A 14641-nucleotide genomic window follows, 5' to 3' on the forward strand; every position below is an offset into this window, starting at 1 on the left:
GAACCACCAGTGGGTACTAGATAACAAGTGATATTCTAGTAAGCTCGGTTCAGACATAATCGTGTAAGACCTTAGTAGGGGTAACCCAAAAGGGCAGTGATTAGCTCAAGAATCCCTCGCTTTTAGCGACGGGAGCGTCAAACTACCCCCATTATAATTCAGTCCGCGTAGGCGGACTTTGCTTGTGTAGCAGCGATTTTAATCGCCGTGACTTGGTTAGGGCGGGTTTAGTTACATTTGGGTAAGGTAAAAAACGATAATTGTGAAACCCGCCCCTACAAATCCGATTCCCTGAACCAAGCAAAGGGTCAAACCTTTTCCCTAAAACCGCCTTGCCATCGCGTTAAAGGAACACAGTCAATATTGAGTTGGTCAAAAGTACGCGCTACAACAAAATCCACTAAATCTTCAATCGTTTGAGGATTGTGATACCAGGCGGGAATTGCTGGCACAATCTTTACTCCGGCTTCAGCTAGGGTGGTGAGGTTACGCAGGTGAATTAAGCTGAATGGGGTTTCACGGGGTACAATTATCAGTTGACGCCCTTCTTTTAACTGCACATCGGCTGACCGTTCCAATAAATCTGAACTTAAACCATTAGCAATTTTTGCCACAGTACTCATACTACAGGGAATAATCACCATTCCCAACGTTCGGAATGAACCACTGGCAATGGTTGCACCTACATCCCCCCAGCGATGACAAATTAGCTTGCCTTTTTTGGGTACACCTGCTTGCTGACGCCAGAATTGTGTCTGTTGTTCGGGTTCTGGAGGCATACGGGTATTTTGTTCCGCTTGCCAAACCATGTAGGCTGATTTTGATGCTACGAGTTCGATGGTATAGTCGGCTTCTAAGAGAAACTTCACGGCACGTACTGCGTAGATTAAGCCAGAGGCACCAGTAATACCGAGGATTAAGGGGAACGTTTGGGGATTGGTTGAAGACACGCGATTTTAACGGAAGATAGTTGTCAGTCTTTACCAGTGTAGAGGCGTAGCAGGCTAAGTTTCTACATCAAATAGAATCATTTTGTCGCAAATGTTCCTATTCGGAATTTTAGCCTAAGCCCTGAACTAAAGCCAAAACCCATTTTAACGGATTCAAATATTCAGTAAGCTTTAGCTTACTTTAGCTTTCAGCCGGAAATTTATTTCTAGGCGTCCAAGTTGGCAACATTCTGCTTGAATCAGTGACATTCATATTATGTTTTTTCAACTGTTTGCGGTTGAATGGAGCTTCCTAAAAAGGGTGAAATAGATTTGACCATTGAATTGGGCGCACGTCAGTCATTGGTGTCAACTTAAGCTACAACCCCTCACCCCCAGCCCCTCTCCCGCCAGGGGAGAGGGGAGCAAGAAGAAAGCGATATAGAAAAGGTATTCTAGAGATGCTTTGCAAGCGTCTTTCTGTGATTGTTCCTCTTCTCCCTTGATGGGAGAAGGGGTTAGGGGATGAGGGTGAAAAGCTTGCCAGTCGTGCCTTTCACCTTAAGTTTATACCAATGCACGTCAGTGCGCCCCTACGGTTTCTTGGCGTAAGGTTAATTGATAAAAGTCGGTATGTCACGCCACTACAATTCGGTAAAAAATTGATTCAACAAATGACAAATGACAAATGACAAATGACAAATGACAAATGACAAATGACAAATGACAAATGACAAATGACAAATGACAAATGACAAATGACAAATGACAATCTATTGATTGAAAACCCAGCGCCGGAATAGTTCAACGATAATCTGCCAATAATCACCCTTTTGCTGAATCACATCATGGCGTTTTAATGTCTCCAACCCTTCCTCTAATTGTTTCTCCTCTAGGGGCGCAAGTCCTGATTCTCTGAATAATTCTGCTAACCTTATCCTTAATTGCTTAATCATTAACCCATCCGGGTGAAGTGCTAAAACCTTGAGAATTGCCTGTTGACCCGCAACCCCTCGCGCTGCTTGACCCCAAACCCCATCAAAATAATACCGTCCTCGCTGATAAAATTCAGAGTCATTAATTACCGCGTCCACATCGTCTACCGTAAAAACAGGGTCACGAGAATGTCCCTGTTCAAAGACAAAATCATTATAACGGCGCACCAGTTGGAATCCCACCAATTGAACTAAATAAGGTTGACCTGCGGTGAGATGATAGATGAAGTCAAGGGCGTCTGGGGTGTAGGGGAAAATCAACCGCCTCATTATCCGGGACATCTGAAACAGTCGCATCCGGATTTTCTAAGCTGGGATTGGCTAAAATCTGGCGAGTTGCAGCAGATTCTAAGAAACCAACGTGAATCGGAATAACACTGGCAAAAAAGGGTTGGAAATAATCGGCGGTCATTTCTTCTAAGGTGTGCAACCCGGCAAAAGCAAAGGCGACTTTAGCATTCATTTGCACCAATCCCCGCAGATAGCCAATAAAGTCATTAGGGATTTTTCCTGTTTCAATGAGTTCCTCGATTTTCTCGAATTCATCTAGGGCAATAATTAACCCCTGTAGAGACGTGCCATGGCGCGTCTCCGTCTCTGTCCCCTGCACCATATCGACCACCTGTTTAAAATAGCGTTCAAACGTCCGATAAGGAAGATTTAGCAAAGCATCATCATCGGGAGGGGGACAACCGATAGCATCAGAAATCGCATCACTTATCGCCATTAAAACTTCTCCGACACCTTGGGGACTGCCTAAACGCAGTAGGTTAATATAAACGACTTTTACCCGTGAACCGGAACAGTTTGCCACATTTAAAAGAATCGAGGTTTTCCCCATGCGGCGATGACCATAGAGAACAACGGATTGGAGTTGTTGACCCATAACCCAGAGTTCTTCTAATTGTCTGAGAATATCATCTCGTCCGACAAAGCGATTCCCTTCTACGGGGTCACCTACTACATAAGGATTGGTAACGGTTTTAGTGATGGAAATCTGCCCAATTTCAGTCGCAATTTGTAATAAGGCGTCTTGCCAGGTTTGGGCAATATCTTTAATCAGTTCTCGTTCAGCTTCGGGTAGGGTTTCGATACGATTAAGGATAGTTTCCAGTTCTCCTAATGCGCGGTTGAGGGCAAAGGAACGGGTGGAACGAGAGACACTACGCTGAACCACTCGCACATCTTCGACGACTCGATAGAGAGCGTTTATGGTGTTCCAGGTTATGGGACGTAGTAAGGGTTCGTTGGGGGTATTGGGGACTTCTAAAGTAGCAATTGTGGTGGGTTCTTTGGCTTCGTTGAATGTGGTGAGAGTTTGGGCGAGGGTGAAGAGTTCCTCGCCATAGAGAAGAGAACGGACAACGGCAAAGGCTTCCGTTGCTTTGGCGAGTTTTTTGTTATGGAGATACCAAAATCCAGCAGCCGCAGCACGGGCAGGAGTATCTAATCGAATACCTGTATATCGAGTACCTGTATCCGGAAAATGACCCCCACTCTCCTCAACTAACTGATTAATTTCAGCTTCAGTTACTTTTCGGTATACCAATCTCATCACATAATGCACCATAAAAATCATTTTCATCTTCAACCAAATTTAGGTCGAGAAAGACAGGCTGACGCGGTGAATGGAGATGAGTATCCGCCAGTTGGCAAATCTGGGAAAGTAAAGAAGATTTACCGACACCCTCTGTTCCAATTAGGGCAACACTGCTACCACTATTAATCACCTCAAATATCTGCCTAATTTCCCGTTCTCGGTTAAAGAAGTCTTGTGGATTGTCGATTCTGCTTTGTTGGGGAGTGAAAGGATTGGTGATTATATTGTCATTTATAATATCTGAATCCTTATCCTCCCCGAAAGACGAGAAATTACTCCCCTCTCCTGGTAGGAGAGGGGCAGGGGGAGAGGTCATTTCCAAGGTACTAGCATCGGATTTTAACCCATGAGTTTGCTGGTTTGACCATTCTTTATATCGATATTCTATTTGCTTCCGAAAATTGCGTTTACGAACTCGTATCTCTAAGTATTTGGTAACTTTCTTACATAAATCTGCACCCATTTTCCTAGTATGTTGCTCACTGAAAATAATTTTAGCAGCAATATCCCGATACTCTTTTTTATCCCAAATTCCAATAAAAATCGCCTCTTCTGATTCATCCAAAACGGGCTGGGATTTCTCCCTAAGCAGCCTGTTGATGAATTCTAGCGCCTCTTTTGAGTTCATTAGTGAGCCTTGAGATTCATTTGCCAATTTTATCAAACCCATCCCCATTCTGCCAGTTTGTAACTGCGCTTGTAGTTGCGCTGTCTTCGCCATCAACGCTTCAACGCTGACGACAAACTGACAAGAGGGCGACCCGATTCAATTGAGTAGATTGGTGTTGTTCATTAGTACAAGCGGGTCGCCCCTACAGAGGTGGAAACCCGATTCAATTGAGTAGATTGGTGTTGTTCATTAATGCAAGCGGGTCGCCCCTACAGAGGTGGAAAGGACGCATGAAAAATGAAAAATGAAAAATGACAAATGAAAAATGACAAATGACAAATGAAAAACCAACATTATCCTACATTTCCCTACAAACCCTAACATTACCCAGTCCCCTACTTGTACCTACCTAAAATACCTATTACCCAAGCCATCATGGTTGTATCGATAACCGAGGTAAACACCATGATCAACTCCAACCCGCAAATCCAACCGAATCTAGAACCCCAAGCCAACGCCATCGAAACCATCACACCCACACCGTTAACCCAAATCAACCCCATAACCTTAGTCGAGTATGGTGGAATCGCCACAGCGGTTATATTAGCGATCGCACTCCTAATTCTGGCGTTGGCGGAATATAATAAGGTCTTCTTTCCCCCTCGCCTTCTTCCGATAAGGGTAAACTAGGAAAAGCCTTGGCAAGCATTGCCTCTCTCAAACCTGATCACGACTTGATTCATGACTACTTCGCTCAACGAGCTAGAGACTCAATTAGTCGCCCTCAAACAAGAAGCCACTCCTGCGATCGCAAAAACGGATACGCTGGATCAATTGGAACAATTGCGCGTCAACTACTTGGGGAAAAAAGGACAGTTATCCCAAATCTTGCGCGGGATGGGGAAGCTATCCCCCGAAGATAGACCTCGAATTGGGGCGCTGGCTAATGAAGTCAAAGAAGCCCTCCAACAATCTCTGGACAACAAGCGCCAGGAGTTACAAGCCGCCCAAATTCAAGCAAAATTAGCCGCCGAAACCCTTGATGTGACCATGCCAGGGGTGTATAAATCTCAAGGTCGAATTCATCCCCTCAATAGCATTATCGACCAAGTTCTGGATATTTTTGTCGGTCTAGGGTACACCGTCGCCACGGGACCGGAAATGGAGACCGATTATTATAATTTTGAGGCATTAAATACCCCCCAAGACCATCCGGCGCGGGATATGCAGGATACCTTTTATCTCCCCGATGGGAACCTGCTGCGAACCCATACCTCTTCGGTACAGATTCGCTACATGGAAAATAATGAACCCCCCATCCGAATTATTGCCCCAGGGCGGGTTTATCGCCGGGATACCGTTGATGCGACACATTCGGCTGTTTTCCATCAAATTGAGATTTTAGCCGTTGATGAGGACATCACATTTGGAGATCTCAAAGGGACATTAAAAGTCTTTTTCCAAGAATTATTCGGTGAAGATGTCGATGTGCGTTTACGCGCCAGTTATTTCCCGTTCACAGAACCCTCGGCGGAAGTCGATGTCAAATGGAGAGGGAAATGGTTAGAGATGGGCGGCTGTGGAATGGTTGATCCCAATGTGCTGAAAACCGTTGGTTATGATCCAGAAGTTTATACCGGGTTTGCGGCGGGGTTTGGCGCGGAACGTTTTGCCCTAGTCATGCACCAAATTGATGATATCCGCCGTTTATATACCAGTGATTTGCGCTTTTTGCAACAGTTTTAAGGGGTCATTAGTCATTTGTCCTTTGTCATTAGTCATTCGTCCTTTGTAGTTCCTAAAATTAGGAGTTTCCTATGTCTAGCGGTTCAAAGAAAAAAGTGGCTCTGGTTACAGGCGCTTCGTCTGGGATCGGTAAAGCGATTGTGCAGCAACTTCTAAAAGAGGGTTGGATTGTGTATGGTGCGGCGCGGCGAGTGGAGAAAATGGCGGATATTGAAGCAATGGGCGCCAAAGTTCTGCCCCTTGATGTGACTGATGATGCCAGTATGACAACGGCTGTGCAAACCCTACTTTCTGCTGAAGGACAAATTGATGCACTGGTGAATAATGCGGGTTATGGTTCCTACGGGGCGCTAGAAGATGTACCACTCCAAGAGGCAAAGCGACAGTTTGATGTGAATGTTTTTGGCTTAATGCGGCTGACGCAATTGGTTCTACCTTCAATGCGGGCGGCAAAATCCGGTACAATCGTGAATATCAGTTCGATGGGAGGGCGAATTTGGATGCCCATCGGCGGTTGGTATCATGCCACGAAACACGCGGTTGAGGTGTTATCCGATGCCTTGCGAATGGAAACCAAACCCTTTGGCATTCGCGTGGTGGTTGTGCAACCGGGGGCGATTGAAAGTGAATGGTCGAGTATTGCTGCTCAGACATTACGAGAGAACTCTCAAGGTTCAGCATACCAAGCAGCGGTTGAACCGATGGCAAACCTGTTAGAAGATTACAAGAATGCCTCAAGTCCTAATGTGGTTGCCAAAGCAGTATCTAAGGCGGTGAATAGTCGCCATCCCAAGCGGCGGTATGCGACACCAACAGATGCCAAACTCTATATATTTTTGCATTGGCTGCTACCTGATTGGGCTTGGGAGCGTTTGATTGCCAGTGCGATTCGGTAGGAGGCAGGGGGAGCAGAAGTAGGCTCAAGCGATCGCACACTGATATCATCGCTTATACTCCCTTCCCACTATAAGATTAGGTACTGTTAATGGCTGAAATACCTATCAGCGCTAGGTTTTTATTACAGAGTCTTGTGCCGGAATGGGATTAAGAGATTACCAACTATGTTTAAATCAATTACCATTAGAAACTTTAGATGTTTTGAACACTTTAGGATTGACAACCTCAAAAGGGTAAACTTAATTGGGGGAGTCAACAATATTGGTAAGACAGCATTTTTAGAAGCCATATTTTTATTGTCAAGTTTGAATTCTATTGAACTTCTTTTTAAGTTGAACATTTTTAGGGGTGTTTTTCGTCAAGAAACTATTGATGTTGAAGATATTTGTGAATGGTTGTTCTATAAAAAAAACATTAATCGAGTTATTCAAATTAGTACCATTGATGAATATAATCAATCTAGCGAACTTAAATTAAGACTAGATAAAGCATTAGACACCAGATTATTTCCAATTAATGCGAAATCCAATAAAAAAAGAACGTTAAAAGACTTAAAGTTAGAATATTATCACCAAGAAAAACAGGCTGTTAGGTTTAAAATATTTTTAACCAGCGATGAAGAATTTAATGAAATAAAGATTGCGGTAAAACAAGAAGAAGGACAACTAGAATCATTGGAATCATTGCCTAACAGTGAATTTATTAGTAGTAGACTGAGAATTTCTCCCACTGAAGATGCCGAAAGATTTAGTTATTTAGAGGCAATAAATCGCCAAAATGAAGTAATAGAAATATTAAAAATATTAGAGCCGCGCCTCAATAAATTAGCGGTTTTAGTAACCGGAGGTATTCCCATGATTTATGGAGATATCGGCTTAGATTCATTAATTCCAGTCCCGTTAATGGGAGAAGGAATGGGAAAATTATTATCTATAGTTTTATCTATTTTAAATACTTCAGAGGGGACAGTTTTAATAGATGAAATAGAAAATGGACTGCATTATTCAATATTAGTCAAGGTTTGGACAGCTATCACTTTAGCGGCGAGAAAAGTTAATACTCAAATATTTGCCACCACTCACAGTTGGGAGTGTATAGCCGCAGCTAATGAAGCTTTTTCCGCTTTAGATATATATGATTTTTCTTATTATCGTTTAGAAAGAGAAAAAGAAAGTAACAATATTAAAATGTTAAATTATGACCGAGATACTATTACTACGTCTGTTGAGTTAAATTTGGAAATGCGTTAATGAAACAACTCACTAAAATTACTCAACAAAAACTACTTTTAGGTGAAGGACTTGAAGAAAAATTAGTTTTCGTTGAATTATTAAAATTTATGGATATAAACAATATTGAAGTAGTAACATATAACGGGAAAACTAACCTAAGTAACTACCTGAAGACTTTACGATTAATACCAGGATTTTCTGACCTGATTTCTTTAGGAATAACCAGGGATGCTGACGAGAATAAAGATGCGGCACTTCAAAGTATTGAAACAGCTTTAATCAATAATAACTTACCAATACCAGAATCTGGACAATTGGGAGAAAAACTAAGTAGTAAAATTTTTATATTACCTAATAATAACACTGAAGGAATGTTAGAAGATTTATGTATTCAATCTATTGTTGATGATTTAGGAATTTCTTGCGTAGACGCATATTTTCAATGTATTCAAAATCAGACCGGAAGACAACCCAAAAACATGGCAAAAGCTAAAGTTCATGCTTGGTTAGCCTCGCAAATTGAACCAGATAAACGTTTAGGAGAAGCAGCAAAAGCTGGTTATTGGAATTGGAATAGTCCAGCTTTTGAGCCTTTAAAAAACTTTATTGCATCCCTGTGATTTGTTACTTTTTAGCTGACCCTAACCAGTTTCCTTGAACAAAGTTAGGGGAAAAGACGCGCTATGGCGTATCTGAAACCTTCAGAATTTTCTAACTAAAACTCCAGGTTCTTTCTGAATCGGTAAAACATCCAAACTATCCGCTTGGGCGCAATACTTTAAATCCTCATGACCGTTTAATCGCAGTAGACGTTGACCATGACTAGCATGGTGAAACATTTCTAACATCTTGTCTTTCCACTGAGCATAAAGGGCAAGAGCGCCAACGACTTCATCATTACCCGCGATATCGCCCAGAGAGTGATCGGTTTGAGAGATCAGGCTATCTGCGATCGCACCCGCACAAGCGGTATCTTCTAGAGAGTAGGAACCTTCCCAGCCTGAACCCACAAGCCAAACGGTTTCGGGTTTTTGCTCAAGCAGATACTGCACCACCGTCTGACGATTCACCATGGCGGCGGCTAGCACCACAGGGGCATTCTGCACCCGCTGTAAGGCGCGAGTCCCATTCGTGGTCGTAATAAACAAACGGCGTCCCTGGACGCGCTCTGGCGTGCAGTCGAGGGGAGAATTGCCTAAATCACAACCCGAGACTTTTGATCCGCCCCGTTCTCCGGCGCGAAGGCGTTTTTCTGGGAGCCATTTTTCGCTCACTTGCATTAACCGATCAATATCGCTGAAGGCTTGCACGGCTTCAGCACCTGCGTGTAAGGCTGTAGCAATCGTGGTTGTGGCTCTTAGCACATCAACCGCGATCGCACAGTCTGGCGTCGTATCCGTTGGGGTAAGTTCGGGGGTGTGGTAAATAAATAGCTTCACTGGCTAATTGCACCTGTGTTTTCAAATGCCGACTCCATATTTTACCCAGTTAAGGTCGTGGAATTTAGGCTTTACACGTTTTCACCTTCGCTACTCTATAAGATCATCTAACCATTGCAATCATTGGAAACGACTTATGGCAACGATTTACACAGTCCATCCGGAAACCCCTCAAATACGCCGAATAGAGAAAATAAGGGACAACCTGCGAGACGGTGCGGTGATGTTATATCCCACAGATACCGTTTATGCCATTGGTTGCGACCTGACTGTCAAATCGGCTGTGGAACGGGTCAGGCGTTTAAAGCAACTCTCGAATGAGAAGCCCTTAACGTTTCTGTGTTCCTCGTTATCCAACATTTCTGAATATGCTTGGGTTAGTGACCCGGCTTACCGGATTATGAAACGCCTGATTCCTGGACCCTATACCTTTTTGCTACCCGCAACTAAGTTAGTACCTCGATTAGTGATGAGTCCCAAGCGTAAAACCAGTGGTATCCGAGTTCCGGATCATCCGGTTTGTCAAGCCATACTCGAAGCGCTAGGTAATCCTGTAATTTCCACGTCGGCTCATTTACCCGATGAGATGGGAAATTTCCCCACCGTGGGACTGGAAACCGCCAGACTCTTTGATCAGTTTGAGGGTTTAGTGGACATTATTGTCGATGATGGCTCGGAACCCGGTTTCCAGGTATCCACCATTTTGGACATGACCGGGGATGAACCGACAATCCTACGGAAAGGTTTGGGGGCCCAAGCCGCTATGGCGTGGGCTGTACCCGCTAACCAGAGTTGGGAATAAGGTTGACCTAATCAGTTAGTGTCACCCTGTCGAGTCAAACCCAATCCAGCTAGGCTGTCGCTGATCAGCATTCGGACTACAGGAGACAGGCGGGCAATTTCGGACGACTGTCCAAAATTAACCCAGTTTGTCAATTGTCTACTCTCACCCCATCGTCAAGTCGTGGCAATACTGGCCCCTTGCCAATTGCCTAAATGCATGTGGAGCAAGGGACCAGCCGCCATAAGCATAGTCCCTAAATCGGCGAGGGTGTCTGCCGTGTACTCGTGATCTCTCGTTTAGTGACACACCACTCAACCAAAGACTAGGCGTAACGTTTTACATTCAAATTGTGGACAGCAACAGAGCATTTATTCCGAATAACCACTCGTTCCTCTGCTGATGTCTTGGTAATTCGTAACTGTAGTCTTTAGGGGCAATACCATGAACGTTAAAACTGTTAAATCTATCACTCAACCTTCCCCAAACCACCTAGAGAATCCGGAAGTTTTCGGCACAGACACTCAAAGTTTAATTGATCTGTTGCTAGAGGAAATGCGGTCGGCACTCTATGGTTCCAAAGCTTTAGAAACCAACGGTGGTTTGACTTCTGGGCCCAAACGACTACCCAGTCGCGCTCAAGTCGTGGCAAAACGCATGGTGCAGGAGGTACAACGAATTTGCCGCAAGAGCGATCGCATTCAAACCTCTGGTCAAGTCCGCTCCTGGCAAATCACTTTAATCCGTCATCGCTTACACAAGTGTTTAGGCTACTATAAATTGGGGTCTAAGCAAGGGCGTGTTGAATTGCACAGCACATTAAGTGCCATGGTTTATCGCCATGTTGCCCAGCCTCAATCCCAGTTAAAATTCTCGGCTCGTTATAATCTGATTGAGGACTTTTTACAAGACTTTTATGCTGAGTCCTTAAAAGCATTTCGTCGGGAAAATGAGGTGGATGTAGACTACACGCCTCGCACTCAAATCGAACTGGCGGAGTATATGGCATTTACGGAACAGTATGCCAAACGGCGCATCACATTACCGAACCGTTGTAGTCAACAGCTTATCGTCCTGAGAGCGCAAAGCTTTGCCAGACGCCAACCCAATGAAACGGCTCTGGATATTGAGCAAGCGGTAGAATTTGCCAAGGGTGAAGAAGCCCGAGAGTTAAGCCGCTCCCCAGCCATGCAACAAGTGCGGGCGCACCTAGTCGCTCAAACCACTGATCCCAGTGAATCCGTATTGCGCGATCTCGTGGTGGGTGAACTGATTAATTATCTTGAGCAACAAGGTCACTCTGACTGCGCGGATTACTTGGTCTTAAAGTTACAAGACCTCGCCGCACCAGAAATCGATGAGATTTTAGGACTAACCCCCCGCCAACGGGACTATCTGCAACAGCGCTTTAAGTACCATGTGGAAAAATTCGCCCGGTCATCCCACTGGAAATTGGTACACCAATGGCTGGGAGCTGATTTAGACCAAAAATTAGGCATGACCTCTGACCAATGGGAAACCTTTTTGGCTACACTTGATGAGCAACAACAGCAACTCCTGTCTCTCAAACAAGCCCACAAGAGCGATGCTGAGATTGCTAAAGCGCTCAAGTGTACACCCAAACAATTACAAAAGCGCTGGACAAAGTTACTAGAATGTGCATGGAAAACGCGCAATTCTGACTGAGGGTTCTCTTGCCAAGTAAGGAGTGCAACAGTTGAATGTGGAGGAGGTCGAACGCAAAAACTTGATTCTCTTAGCGTGTCATTTAAACGGTTCAAGTCCAACCGTCCGTTATCCCCCTCTAACTCCTCCGGTTTAGATGGGGGATTCTCCTAGTACAGCCAATGGCAGACGGTTCTTAGTTGGCTACTTCTGGGAGAAGCGGAAAGATTAGCGAACGTTATGCTAACGCGAGAAAGTACCAATGGAAAATGAGACCGCTTCACCGGGTTTTTACAAACGATGACTACTAAGTTTTGCTAAGGTAGTGTTAACAATTTGAAATGATTAGACGTATTTCTGGGCAAGCTGACTGGCTTGAGCAGTTGAGGAGAGCCTCTCATTCATTAGACTCATCTATTAATAATATCAGCAAACATGGTGGTTAAAATGGCTCCAGTTTTAGTATCATCCCCAATAGCAGAACAAGATCAACAAGCTCTCCGGCAGGTCTGGCAAACCTTGGGTCCCGATAGTTGTCCTCGTTCCTACAATTTCCATTGTCATACTAAGGCGTCTGATGGTCAGCTTCATCCAAAAACGTTAATAGAACAAGCCATTGCTATCGGTCTGAAAGGGTTTGCGATCACCGATCATCACACAATCGATGGCTATTATATGGCTCAAACCTATCTAGATTCTCTCCAGGACTCTTTACCAACTCAGGCAATTCCTCACCTCTGGACTGGCGTAGAAATCACCGCTCGCTTATTGAATACGGATGTTCATATCTTGGGCTATGCATTTGATCCCAATCATTTCAGGTTAAAGTCTTATCTCCAAGGCAAAGCCCCCAAACATCAGCAGGCTGAAGCCGCAACTGTCATTGATGTTTTGCATCAGGCAGGTGGATTGGCTGTACTGGCTCATCCATGCCGTTATCGACGTTCAGCTCATGAACTGATTCCCGCCGCCGCCAATTTGGGAATTGATGGCGTAGAAGCCTATTACGCTTACGCTAACCCGAATCCTTGGCATCCCAGCCCTAGGCAAACGCAGCAGGTGAAACAGTTAAGTGCCACCTATAATTTGTTCAATACTTGTGGTACAGATACCCATGGTTCAAACTTGCTACGGCGTTTGTAAACTACCCAACACTAACCCTTCCGTGTAGAGACGCGCCATGGCGCGTCTCTACAATCAGTCGAAGATTGGAACCTTTAGCATTTCATCATTCAAATTGGTCGCAAACGTGTCACCTTCAAGGTAAAAGAACCCCCGCCTGTTTCTCCAAAAGCCCGCACCCGAATAATATAGGTTCCCGTTTCAGTAATCCGGGAAAATAGCAACGAATTCGTCGTACCATCGGGACCATCATCATTTTCGGCAATAGTCGAGCCATCAGAGGCTAAGAGCGTAACAATAGTATCGAAGCTATCTGAAATTAAATCAATAGCCACTTGATCGCCACCACTCAATTCTATAGTGTAGTCCCGGGCAAACCCCCCCTCTCCCGTGGGAATATCTTGGTCAGTGAGGGTATCAGAAACTTGATTACGCTCAGGAATCGGAATCGGATTATACAGTTGATTTTGCGCTCTCACAGCCGCCGCCGTTAAGCCCACTGTCAAAAAGGTTGTAGGAACAAGCAGAGCAAAGCTAAAACGAGCGGCAAAGGCATTCATCATAGAAAATTAATTTACGCTGAACGGGTCAATTATAGGCGTTCTACTGTAGGTATTGATGATTCTGCACTCCTAATCATCTATCGTCGAATATTAAAACAACACCACTCTTGACGTTTCCAGAGAGTCGCTACTGTCCAGTTATGTTGTTCTAGGGTATCAGCAATAGGTTTAGCCTGATCCAACAATATCCCGCTAATAATTCCCCAACAGTGGGGACTGGCGATCGCACTGATTCCGGGAATCAGGTCAATAATCACTTCTGCCAGGATATTGCAGAGAATACCATCAACCTTTTTGTCACCCAGAAGATGAGTTAATAGCTCAACACTACCTTTCTTCACAATTAAGCGATCGGCACTAATCTGATTCAATTCTCGGTTGCTGCGGGCAGAGCGCACAGCTAGGGGATCAATATCTACTCCCAAGACTTTTTTTGCCCCCAATAACACAGAGGCAATGGATAAAATACCCGATCCACACCCAATATCCGCAATAACGGGGTGGCTATGATCATAACCGATTCGCATTTCCAGGGCTTCTAGGCACAGATGCGTGGTGGGATGGGTTCCCGTACCAAATGCTGCACCCGGATCGAGGCGCAACAGCAGGCGATCGGTTTGTGGGGGTACAGATAACCAAGCCGGGTAAATCAAAAAGCAATCGCCAATTTCTGTAGGTTGCCAATGCTGTTTCCAACTGCTTGCCCAGTCTTCTTCATCAATTAAGTGCCACTGGGTTAAGGGGAGTGGCAATCCTACCGTCAGCGCATCTTGGCGCAACCATAAAGAAAGTGCTGCCAAATCCAACAAATGTGCCTGATTTTGGGGTAAGTGAGTTCGGATCAGTTGAGAGTGTCCTTTGCTTTCACAAGACATTCCCCGACAGCCGAAACTCTCCAGTCGCCAGAAGATTAAATCCTCCAAGGATGGATCACTCAAAATTGTAATTTCCCACCAGCTATTTGCCATACGATTTCAGATTTTAGATTTCAGATTTTAGATTGAGGGAGAGCCGTTGAAAACCAACAGATACCGGAGAATCGTTGTTCTACTGTCTGAGTTA

Annotated in this window: 16 protein-coding genes; 8 read left to right on the top strand and 8 right to left on the bottom strand. The window is 44.6% G+C overall.

The genetic code is table 11. From position 1 onward, the window contains the following. Positions 1-308 precede the first annotated feature (308 nt). The 5 genes from RIG27_RS20930 to RIG27_RS20950 form a co-directional block, all read right to left on the bottom strand. A complete protein-coding gene (locus RIG27_RS20930; protein WP_446348342.1) occupies positions 309-950 on the bottom strand; it encodes a flavin prenyltransferase UbiX in 642 nt (213 codons plus the stop codon). Between the two features lie 615 nt (positions 951-1565). After that, the gene (locus RIG27_RS20935) at positions 1566-1694 is read right to left on the bottom strand and encodes a hypothetical protein (protein WP_446348344.1); all 129 of its coding nucleotides are present in this window, start codon (positions 1692-1694) and stop codon (positions 1566-1568) included. An 8-nt stretch (positions 1695-1702) separates the two neighbouring features. Further along, a complete protein-coding gene (locus tag RIG27_RS20940; RefSeq protein WP_446348346.1) occupies positions 1703-2194 on the bottom strand; it encodes a hypothetical protein in 492 nt (163 codons plus the stop codon). Further along, positions 2154-3509 (bottom strand): hypothetical protein, encoded by a 1356-nt coding sequence (locus RIG27_RS20945; protein WP_446348348.1) that lies wholly within the window; start codon positions 3507-3509, stop codon positions 2154-2156. Before RIG27_RS20945 ends, RIG27_RS20940 begins: the two co-directional genes overlap by 41 nt. Then, entirely contained in the window at positions 3451-4245 is a 795-nt protein-coding gene (locus RIG27_RS20950) for a hypothetical protein (RefSeq protein WP_446348350.1), read from the bottom strand. The genes RIG27_RS20945 and RIG27_RS20950 overlap by 59 nt, the downstream gene beginning before the upstream one ends. Positions 4246-4599: 354 nt before the next feature. Here RIG27_RS20950 and RIG27_RS20955 point away from each other — a divergent pair, with 354 nt between their 5' ends. From RIG27_RS20955 to RIG27_RS20975, 5 genes are all read left to right on the top strand, one after another. Then, on the top strand, positions 4600-4824 hold the full coding sequence (locus RIG27_RS20955) for a hypothetical protein (RefSeq protein WP_446348352.1): 225 nt from the start codon (positions 4600-4602) through the stop codon (positions 4822-4824). Between the two features lie 51 nt (positions 4825-4875). Beyond that, a complete protein-coding gene (gene pheS, locus RIG27_RS20960) occupies positions 4876-5880 on the top strand; it encodes a phenylalanine--tRNA ligase subunit alpha (protein ID WP_446348354.1) in 1005 nt (334 codons plus the stop codon). A 71-nt stretch (positions 5881-5951) separates the two neighbouring features. Continuing rightward, positions 5952-6776: an oxidoreductase gene (locus RIG27_RS20965; protein WP_446348356.1), complete on the top strand. Its 825-nt coding sequence runs from the start codon at positions 5952-5954 to the stop codon at positions 6774-6776. A 165-nt stretch (positions 6777-6941) separates the two neighbouring features. Beyond that, entirely contained in the window at positions 6942-8027 is a 1086-nt protein-coding gene (locus tag RIG27_RS20970; RefSeq protein WP_446348358.1) for an AAA family ATPase, read from the top strand. Continuing rightward, on the top strand, positions 8027-8629 hold the full coding sequence (locus RIG27_RS20975; RefSeq protein WP_446348360.1) for a DUF3226 domain-containing protein: 603 nt from the start codon (positions 8027-8029) through the stop codon (positions 8627-8629). Before RIG27_RS20970 ends, RIG27_RS20975 begins: the two co-directional genes overlap by 1 nt. A gap of 81 nt (positions 8630-8710) precedes the next feature. Here the strand turns inward: RIG27_RS20975 and RIG27_RS20980 are convergent, their stop codons facing one another. After that, positions 8711-9448, bottom strand: coding sequence for a 2-phosphosulfolactate phosphatase family protein (locus RIG27_RS20980; protein WP_446348362.1), 738 nt, complete (start codon positions 9446-9448; stop codon positions 8711-8713). 136 nt (positions 9449-9584) lie between these two features. Between RIG27_RS20980 and RIG27_RS20985 the strand changes: the two genes are divergently transcribed. From RIG27_RS20985 to RIG27_RS20995, 3 genes are all read left to right on the top strand, one after another. Beyond that, on the top strand, positions 9585-10250 hold the full coding sequence (locus RIG27_RS20985; RefSeq protein ID WP_446348364.1) for an L-threonylcarbamoyladenylate synthase: 666 nt from the start codon (positions 9585-9587) through the stop codon (positions 10248-10250). Positions 10251-10673: 423 nt separating this feature from the next. Then, the gene (locus RIG27_RS20990) at positions 10674-11915 is read left to right on the top strand and encodes a HetZ-related protein (RefSeq protein WP_446348366.1); all 1242 of its coding nucleotides are present in this window, start codon (positions 10674-10676) and stop codon (positions 11913-11915) included. A gap of 414 nt (positions 11916-12329) precedes the next feature. Next, a complete protein-coding gene (locus RIG27_RS20995; protein ID WP_446341075.1) occupies positions 12330-13037 on the top strand; it encodes a PHP domain-containing protein in 708 nt (235 codons plus the stop codon). An 89-nt stretch (positions 13038-13126) separates the two neighbouring features. On the opposite strand, the gene RIG27_RS21000 is transcribed toward RIG27_RS20995, so the two are convergent. Together RIG27_RS21000 and prmA are read right to left on the bottom strand one after the other, a co-directional pair. Next, positions 13127-13579 carry a PPC domain-containing protein gene (locus RIG27_RS21000; protein WP_446341076.1) on the bottom strand — a complete coding sequence of 151 codons (453 nt, stop codon included), beginning with the start codon at positions 13577-13579 and terminating at the stop codon, positions 13127-13129. Positions 13580-13656: 77 nt separating this feature from the next. Beyond that, on the bottom strand, positions 13657-14547 hold the full coding sequence (gene prmA, locus RIG27_RS21005) for a 50S ribosomal protein L11 methyltransferase (RefSeq protein ID WP_446348369.1): 891 nt from the start codon (positions 14545-14547) through the stop codon (positions 13657-13659). Between the last annotated feature and the right edge of the window lie 94 nt (positions 14548-14641).

The organism is Coleofasciculus sp. F4-SAH-05 (genome assembly GCF_040222985.1).
Lineage (GTDB): Bacteria > Cyanobacteriota > Cyanobacteriia > Cyanobacteriales > Coleofasciculaceae > Coleofasciculus > Coleofasciculus chthonoplastes.

Excerpts from the sequence above, each read along its gene's own strand:
- RIG27_RS20940 (WP_446348346.1), bottom strand. The coding sequence starts at position 2,194 with ATGAGGCGGTTGATTTTCCCCTACACCCCAGACGCCCTTGACTTCATC.
- RIG27_RS20945 (WP_446348348.1), bottom strand. The coding sequence starts at position 3,509 with ATGAAAATGATTTTTATGGTGCATTATGTGATGAGATTGGTATACCGA.
- RIG27_RS20950 (WP_446348350.1), bottom strand. The coding sequence starts at position 4,245 with ATGGCGAAGACAGCGCAACTACAAGCGCAGTTACAAACTGGCAGAATG.
- RIG27_RS20955 (WP_446348352.1), top strand. The coding sequence starts at position 4,600 with ATGATCAACTCCAACCCGCAAATCCAACCGAATCTAGAACCCCAAGCC.
- pheS (WP_446348354.1), top strand. The coding sequence starts at position 4,876 with ATGACTACTTCGCTCAACGAGCTAGAGACTCAATTAGTCGCCCTCAAA.
- RIG27_RS20965 (WP_446348356.1), top strand. The coding sequence starts at position 5,952 with ATGTCTAGCGGTTCAAAGAAAAAAGTGGCTCTGGTTACAGGCGCTTCG.
- RIG27_RS20970 (WP_446348358.1), top strand. The coding sequence starts at position 6,942 with ATGTTTAAATCAATTACCATTAGAAACTTTAGATGTTTTGAACACTTT.
- RIG27_RS20975 (WP_446348360.1), top strand. The coding sequence starts at position 8,027 with ATGAAACAACTCACTAAAATTACTCAACAAAAACTACTTTTAGGTGAA.
- RIG27_RS20985 (WP_446348364.1), top strand. The coding sequence starts at position 9,585 with ATGGCAACGATTTACACAGTCCATCCGGAAACCCCTCAAATACGCCGA.
- RIG27_RS20990 (WP_446348366.1), top strand. The coding sequence starts at position 10,674 with ATGAACGTTAAAACTGTTAAATCTATCACTCAACCTTCCCCAAACCAC.
- RIG27_RS20995 (WP_446341075.1), top strand. The coding sequence starts at position 12,330 with ATGGTGGTTAAAATGGCTCCAGTTTTAGTATCATCCCCAATAGCAGAA.
- RIG27_RS21000 (WP_446341076.1), bottom strand. The coding sequence starts at position 13,579 with ATGATGAATGCCTTTGCCGCTCGTTTTAGCTTTGCTCTGCTTGTTCCT.
- prmA (WP_446348369.1), bottom strand. The coding sequence starts at position 14,547 with ATGGCAAATAGCTGGTGGGAAATTACAATTTTGAGTGATCCATCCTTG.